At 66.4% G+C, this 6901-nt stretch carries 8 protein-coding genes; 3 read left to right on the forward strand and 5 right to left on the reverse strand.

Features of this window, described 5'->3' with window-relative positions; genetic code table 11:
- The first annotated feature begins 226 nt into the window (after positions 1–226).
- Entirely contained in the window at positions 227–415 is a 189-nt protein-coding gene (locus AB0H42_RS35165; RefSeq protein WP_357064079.1) for a hypothetical protein, read from the forward strand.
- 276 nt (positions 416–691) lie between these two features.
- Here AB0H42_RS35165 and AB0H42_RS35170 read toward each other — a convergent pair whose 3' ends face one another.
- From AB0H42_RS35170 to AB0H42_RS35180, 3 genes are read right to left on the reverse strand one after another with little or no spacing between them, the layout of a single operon-like run.
- Entirely contained in the window at positions 692–1057 is a 366-nt protein-coding gene (locus tag AB0H42_RS35170; protein ID WP_357064081.1) for a carboxymuconolactone decarboxylase family protein, read from the reverse strand.
- Between the two features lie 54 nt (positions 1058–1111).
- Complete coding sequence (locus tag AB0H42_RS35175) at positions 1112–1552, reverse strand: DoxX family protein (protein ID WP_357064084.1); 441 nt, start codon at positions 1550–1552, stop codon at positions 1112–1114.
- 41 nt (positions 1553–1593) lie between these two features.
- Complete coding sequence (locus tag AB0H42_RS35180) at positions 1594–2766, reverse strand: serine hydrolase domain-containing protein (RefSeq protein WP_357064086.1); 1173 nt, start codon at positions 2764–2766, stop codon at positions 1594–1596.
- Positions 2767–3077: 311 nt separating this feature from the next.
- On the opposite strand from AB0H42_RS35180, the gene AB0H42_RS35185 reads away from it, so the two are divergent.
- The gene (locus AB0H42_RS35185; RefSeq protein WP_357064088.1) at positions 3078–3959 is read left to right on the forward strand and encodes a sigma-70 family RNA polymerase sigma factor; all 882 of its coding nucleotides are present in this window, start codon (positions 3078–3080) and stop codon (positions 3957–3959) included.
- A 262-nt stretch (positions 3960–4221) separates the two neighbouring features.
- Here the strand turns inward: AB0H42_RS35185 and AB0H42_RS35190 are convergent, their stop codons facing one another.
- Positions 4222–5112, reverse strand: a complete 891-nt coding sequence (locus AB0H42_RS35190; RefSeq protein ID WP_357064090.1) for a virginiamycin B lyase — start codon at positions 5110–5112, stop codon at positions 4222–4224.
- 22 nt (positions 5113–5134) lie between these two features.
- On the reverse strand, positions 5135–6034 hold the full coding sequence (locus AB0H42_RS35195; protein ID WP_357064093.1) for an alpha/beta hydrolase: 900 nt from the start codon (positions 6032–6034) through the stop codon (positions 5135–5137).
- A gap of 412 nt (positions 6035–6446) precedes the next feature.
- On the opposite strand from AB0H42_RS35195, the gene AB0H42_RS35200 reads away from it, so the two are divergent.
- A complete protein-coding gene (locus AB0H42_RS35200) occupies positions 6447–6845 on the forward strand; it encodes a histidine phosphatase family protein (RefSeq protein WP_357064095.1) in 399 nt (132 codons plus the stop codon).
- Positions 6846–6901: the final 56 nt, after the last annotated feature.

Below are 6901 nucleotides of genomic sequence, written 5' to 3' on the forward strand. Positions count from 1 at the left end.
AGGTTGGTCGACGCCTACCTCGCGGCGACGGGTAAGTCCGCGGCCCAGGCTCTGCACGCCGACAGCGCGGAAGTAATCGCCACCGCGCTCGCGGCGAACCGATAAATGCTGTCCCTCCGCCGTAGTCCGGATCGCGACGAAGGGCGCAGCTTCGAACCCCGCCACGGATACGACTTCCGCTCTGTCGGCCACACCTGGCGACACGTACGTGCACCTCGGGAGAGTCGTGCTGCCCTGGGAAATTCATTGGCGTCGTCTCGCGTCGAGCTGCCACGTGAAAACGTTCGAAGGAGCCATGGAAAAATCGCCGCGCGAAGTGATCAAACAGATCGCAGAAGATGCCGTGGACGCCGCCCGCCAGGCAGCGGGCAAACTCTCTGGAGACATCGAGGAAGGCCAGCAGCCGCGCCAGTGACGCTGTTGCCGAGGTCACCGGGACCGAGGCACGAGCCGCCGACAAGATGCGAAACGCGCCGAGTCCAGTGGAACGCCGGCCCGCGGAGAGCAGGCCCCAATGCGGGCTCACCCCTTAATGAGCGGAACGCGCCCCCCGAGCCAAGACGCGGCCTTCGTCTCCCCTGATCACCTGTCCGTAAACCGATGCATTTTTGAACAATTGGAGAGACATTATCGCCGTTCAGCGATGTTCACCCCTCGGCGATACGTCCATTAATCCCCCTTTTGTGGACACCTATATGAGTTGAGTCAGGTGGTGCGTGAGGCGTACATGATGATCGCGACTCCGATGAGGCAGCGCGAGTGCGGCGCGTTCGGGCTCGGTGAAGTAGGGGGCGTCGCGCCAGGTCGCTACCGCGGCGATCCGCTCCTCGGATTCCCCGGCGGTGCGTAGGTTGCCTGCGTGCAGGATGGCGAGGTAGGTGCTGGCGACGATCTGGCCGGCACGTAGTTGGAACAAACCGATCGTGGTCCGCGGGATTGTCCCGTTGCCGGTGGCTTTGAACAGCGCCGCCCCGATCTCGCTGAGTTCGGGGACGAGCTGCTGGGGGTTGGGCAGGCGGGAGCCGCTGCGCTGCACGGTGCTGGTGTTCGCGTTCATCTCTTGGATTTCCTTATCTCTTCTCTTGGTGGGCCTGTAATTGGTTCGAGCGGGTCAGGCGGGCTGAGTGCGGCGAGTGCCGGCGAGGCCACGCAGGGTGGCGGTGGTGGAGCCGCCTTGGGGCAGCCAGGCGCGGGCGGCGAAGGTGGCGGCGGCGAAGAATAGTGGCATCGCCCACTTGTCGGGTCCGTCGCCGGCGGCCAGGTGTGAGGTGGCGGCGCCGCCGTAGACGAAGACGAGTCCGGCGTAGGCCCATTCCTTGGTTTGCGGGTGGCCGGGGGTCAGGATCGTGGCGAGTGCGGCGGTTTTGGCGATGCCGAGGATGGTGGCGAAGTACATGGGGTATCCGAGGTAATCGAAAGAGTCGCGGACGTAGGAGATCCGGGCCAGGTCCCAGTAGGCGCCTACGGCGGTTTCGGCGAGCACGGCGGTCACGGGAACCCAGCGGGCGAGTTTCAGGCCGCGGGAGATCATCGACGTGGTGCGAGTAGACATGTGTGCTGCTCCTGAAGTGAAAGGTCGGCCGGTGCAGTGGGTCAGGCGGCCGAGGCGAGACCGGTTGCGGTGGCGGCGCGGTACACGGCGGCGGCGAGCCGCGCGTTCTCGGGGGCGTTGAAGGCGAAGGCGGCGCGGCGGCGGGTATAGCCGTAGGCGAGGCCGCTGTGCGGGTCGGCGAATCCGTCCGAGCCCGCGGAGCCGGTGTGTCCGAAGGCGTGGGCGCCGAGGAACGGATACAGCAGGCTTTTGGCTTCGAATCCCAGCGTGTAGGGGGCGCGGTCCCCGCGCACCAGATCCGGACCGCTGGAATGGATGGCGGAGATGGTGGCGATGGTGTCCAGGGACAGCAGCGGTTCCCGGCCGTCGATGCCGGTGGTGGCCGCCGCGTACATCGCTGCCACGCCGTTCGCGCTGCCGACGCCGCCGGCCGAACCTTGGCCGCGGCGGCGCAAGGTGGTGTCGTTGGGTAGTGCCATGACGTTGGCGGCGGTGAAGCCGCGGGCGTTGAGGTTGTAGGAGATTCCCGCGATGCTGTGCGGGGCCGGTGAGTTGGCGGCGAAGGCTGCTTCCATTTCCGGGTTCGCTCGCCACGGCAGGATCGGCAGGTATCGGTGGTCGAGTTCGGCGGGCAGGCCGAGGTAGACATCGAGCCCGTAGGGGGCCCGGATACGGTGCTCGAACAGCTCCTGGATGGTGCTGCCGGTCGCTGCCCGCACCACCTCGCCGACGATGGCGTAGGTGACGAACCCGCCGTAGCCGTGTATCGAACCCGGTTCGAAGAAGGGCCGCTGCCCGACCAATCGTTCGGCGACGACCTGCTCATCGGCGAGTTCGGCGACGGTGAACCCGCCGTCGACCCCGACGATCCCGGACCGGTGCACCAGCACGTCGCGCACGGTGATGCGCTCCTTGCCCGCCGCGGCGAACCGTGGCCAGTAGTGGGCGACCTGCCGGTCCACATCGAGGGCACCGTCTTGGATGAGCAGTGCCACCACCAGACCGGCGGCGCCTTTGGTCGTCGAGTGCAGACCGGTCAGCGTGGTGCTGGTGACCTCCCGGCCCGCCCACAGGTCCACCACTTTCCGGCCTCGCACGAACGCGGCCAGCTGGGCCTCTGATTCCCCGTCCTCCGCGGCGACGACTGCGGCGAACTCGTCGCGCACTTCCTCGTATCCGCTGGCGACGGTGCCGTGTACTTCGATCGCGTTCACAATGTTGTTCCTCTCCATAGCAGCCGAGACGGCTTACACGGCGGCGGCGTTCAGTTCCGAAAGCCGCCGCGGTCGGTGGTCTGGTGCACTGACGGACGGCGGCGGGAAAACGTGACCGCAGCACGGAAAAGAGCAGGTAGATACCAGGAAGACGACTCCGACACCCATCGGGTCCGCTTCCGGCGAACAGATGGCCGTGCCGGGGGCAACGCGGCCATGAGCCGGCGGCGGGAAGAACCGGCGAAGATTTGTAGGTCACGTTTCCCGCCGCCCATTCGTCATCGGTACGGGACGAGATCGAGGAGGATCCCGTGCACGACGAGCAGTTCCTGGCCGAAGAATTCGAGGCACACCGCACCCACCTGCGGGCGGTCGCCTACCGGATGCTCGGCTCGCTCACCGACGCCGACGACGCAGTACAAGAAGCGTGGCTACGACCGGCCCGCACCGACACCACCGACGTCGGCAACCTCGGCGGCTGGCTGACCACCGTCGTCGGACGGGTCTGCCTGGACATGCTGCGCACCCGCAAAACCCGCGGCGAAGAACCACTGGAAACCGACCACCTGCCCGACCCGGTCATCACCAGCGAATCCACCCCCGACCCGGCACACCAAGCGCTGCTCGCCGACTCGGTAGGCCTGGCCTTACTGATCGTGCTGGAATCGCTGAGCCCGGCCGAACGCCTCGCCTTCGTCCTGCACGACATGTTCGCCCTGCCCTACGAACAGATCGCCCCCATCGTCGACCGCACCCCGCAAACCGCCAAGAAACTCGCCAGCCAGGCCCGGCGCCGAGTCCAGGGGACCAACCCGGACCCGAATCCGGACCTGCTCAGGCAACGCCGCGTCGTCGACGCCTTCCTCACCGCCGCCCGCGGCGGCGACTTCGACGAACTACTCCGCCTGCTCGACCCCGACGTGGTGCTGCGCGCCGACGCCGGCGCGGCGATGCGTGTGATCCGCGGCGCGGCCGCCGTCGCCGGCCAAGCCGAAACATTCCAGCGCATGGTCACCCTCTGCACCATCCACCCCGCCCTCGTCAACGGCCACGCAGGACTGGTCAACACCGTCGACGACGCTCCCTTCTCCGTCATCGGTTTCACCGTCGCCGGCGGCCGCATCACCGCGATCGATATCCTTTCCGATCGTGACCGCTTGGCCCGCCTCGATCTGACTGCCGTATCCGGATGAACGAACCAGAACTCGAGCAAGCCAGCAGGCGTTCACAAAACGGAGCATTCTGGACACCCGGCGGCCGGTAAACATCGACTACCAGCGATGATGCCGCGATTCCCCGTTCAACAATGCATCAATTGATGGACAAACGCTGTGAGTGCAGCCCGCCGGGTGGTGAGTTTGTCGCGCCTGTTCGGTAGGCGCACGCGTGGCTGCGTACTGCCCACCGTGGTTTCGGAAGCCGCCGAGCACGGGCGCCCTGTGGCAGTCTCCTGGGTCACGGCGCGACGTGGGCGACTGCTCCGATTTCCAGTGCCGTCCACACCGCGCCGTCGGGGCCCATGGTGATGCCGTGTGGTTCGGATGCCGGTGTGGGCAGATCGTATTCGGTGATATCGCCGGCGGAGCTGATCCGTCCGAGGCGGTTGGCTCCCCATTCGGTGAACCAGCACTCACCGGCGGCCGTCGCGGTGATGGCGTGTGGTTTCGCCGCGGGGTCGGGCAACGGGAACAGCTTCATCGTGCCATCGGGCTCGAGGCGGCCGATCCGGCCGGCGGCGATATCGACGAACCATACGGCGTCCGGACCACACGTTATCCCTACCGGCGCGCCTGGATCGGGCAGTGGGTACTGGGTGATGTTGCCGTCGAGGTCGATACGTCCGATGGCGCCGGCTTGGTTGAGGGTGAACCACAGTGCGCCGTCGGGCCCGCGGGTGATCATGGACGGGAATCCGCCCCGGACGGGGAGGTCGATGTGGGCGATCTGTCCGTCGGGGGTGATGCGGCCGATGCGGTCGGTGTTCATCTCGGTGAACCACATGGCCTCGTCCGGACCGGCGCAGATCCCGAACGGGCTGCTGCCCGCCGGCAGGCCGAACGCCGTCACGACACCATCGGTGGTGATACGCCCGATGTGGTCGTCACCGGATCGGGTGAACCACAAGGCGTCGTCCACGCCGGCGGCGATGACCGTCGGTCGGGATCCGGCTGCGCCGACCGAATACCGGTCGAGCACACCGTCGACGGTCAGGCGGGCGATTTCGCCGCTCTGCGCCAGCGTGATCCAGAGCGCGCCGTCGGCTCCCGTGGTGATGCCGTATGGGCCCGCCGCGGCGTCGGCCACCGGAAACTCCTGGATGAGTCGACTGTCGGCATTGTGTGTCATCGATGGTCCTTTCTCGGCTCGGTCATTCGGTAGCAGCGGCGACCCGGTGTACCAGGTCGACGATGATCGCGGCGAGTTCGGCGGGCCGGGTCATCGGCACGTTGTGTCCGGCGTCGATGTCGACCAACCGTCGATCGTGCCCGGCTCGGACGACTGCGCGAACCTCGGCGGAGCGCGGCGCGTAGAAGCCGTCCGTGGGCAGCACGATCGTCATCGGGCACTCGATCCGCTCGTACACATCCACACTCGGATATACAGCTGCTTCGGGGTCCGGTACCGCGGTCAGCGCGATCTCTTCCACGGTCGGGCGCCGCACATACCCACCGTCCGGGCGGGCAATGAAGCAGCGGCGCATGACCTCTCGCACCAACTCTGGACGGGCGCCGGCGATGAGCCAATCTGTATCGGTCTCCCGCGCGCACTGCTCGATGTAGTCGAGCATCCGGCGTTCGTCGGCACGCCATCCGTAACGGAACATCTCCCGCAACCGCTGGGCCGCCTCGGGCTCTCGCCATTGCGCGTTGTCGAGCGCCGTTGTCTCGCGATCATCGAGCACGAGGCCGTCGATCACGCACAGCGCCCCCGAATCGACAACTCCGGCAGCTGTCGCTGCCGTTACGGCGTATCCACCGGTGGAATGCCCCACCAATACCGGCCGATCCCATCCCAGCGCGACTACCACCTCGCCGAGATCACGCCAGTACTGCTCGGGTGTTCGAGAATCGGCCTCCGTGTGCCCGTGGCCGCGAAGATCGAACGCCACCACACGGCAGTGCGCCACGAGATACGACGCCACCTCCGACCACGCCACACAGTTGTGGCCGCTTCCGTGCACCAACAGCACTCCAGGGCCCTCGCCTCCGAAGTCCACCCCCGACAACACACCACCGGACACACGCACCTTGACTTCGGTACCCAACACAAGCCGACACTGTGCCCACCGCAGCCGTCACCCGCAACTCTTTAACAGCACAGGACTCAGGTCCGTGCCCCCGGAGCAGGCCGATTCCCATGGCGCGACACACCTGAGAAGTGCCCTGTCCAGCGGGGGCACCGCGAGCACTGCCGGGGCCAACAGACTACCGACCCGCCGCTCCCCGGCCTGAGCCATAACCCGACACCCGAATGCCGGACGTGGGACTATGCCCATAAAAGGGGCACTTATGGACATGGATCGGCAGTAAAACATCGCTGAGCAGCGATGATGAAACGCGCGACTGTTCAAGAATGCATCAGTTGTTGGACAGTGTTGACGGCCTGCACTGAGTGCCAAGGGTGGGATTCGACGGAGCGCTCGACTCATACGCTGCAACAGAATGCTGCAAACTTCACCCGTGAGGTCCACGATCTTCCTGGTGCGGCACGCTCAGCCTGTCCCACCCACACCGAACGGACCCGACGAGTACCGGCGGTCGTTGACCGAGACGGGCAGGGCACAGGCGAACCAGCTCGCCGGTTCCCTCGCCGATCTCGACCCCAGCGTGGTCAAATCAAGCCCTTACCTGCGCGCGGTCCAAACCCTCGAACCTGCCGCCCAGCAATGGAACCTACCGATCCACACCGACCCACGGCTACGCGAGTGGAATTCGGGAATCGAACCAACTCCTGATTATGCGCGCCACTATGCGCAGAGCTGGGCGCACCCGCAGTGGGCGCGCCCAGGTGCCGAAAGCCTGCTCGAACTCACCGAGCGGTGCGGGGGACTGTCAGCGATCTTGTGGGCGGGGCGGTGATCCGACAAGCTGAGGCGGCCTGCTTCAGCGGAAAGGATTGTCGTGTCGGAGGAGTC

This window comes from Nocardia sp. NPDC050799 (assembly GCF_040654015.1).
In the GTDB taxonomy this organism is placed as follows: Bacteria; Actinomycetota; Actinomycetes; order Mycobacteriales; family Mycobacteriaceae; genus Nocardia.

Coding starts and splice junctions, on each gene's coding strand:
- AB0H42_RS35175 (WP_357064084.1), bottom strand. CDS start 1,552: ATGTCTACTCGCACCACGTCGATGATCTCCCGCGGCCTGAAACTCGCC.
- AB0H42_RS35170 (WP_357064081.1), bottom strand. CDS start 1,057: ATGAACGCGAACACCAGCACCGTGCAGCGCAGCGGCTCCCGCCTGCCC.
- AB0H42_RS35190 (WP_357064090.1), bottom strand. CDS start 5,112: ATGACACACAATGCCGACAGTCGACTCATCCAGGAGTTTCCGGTGGCC.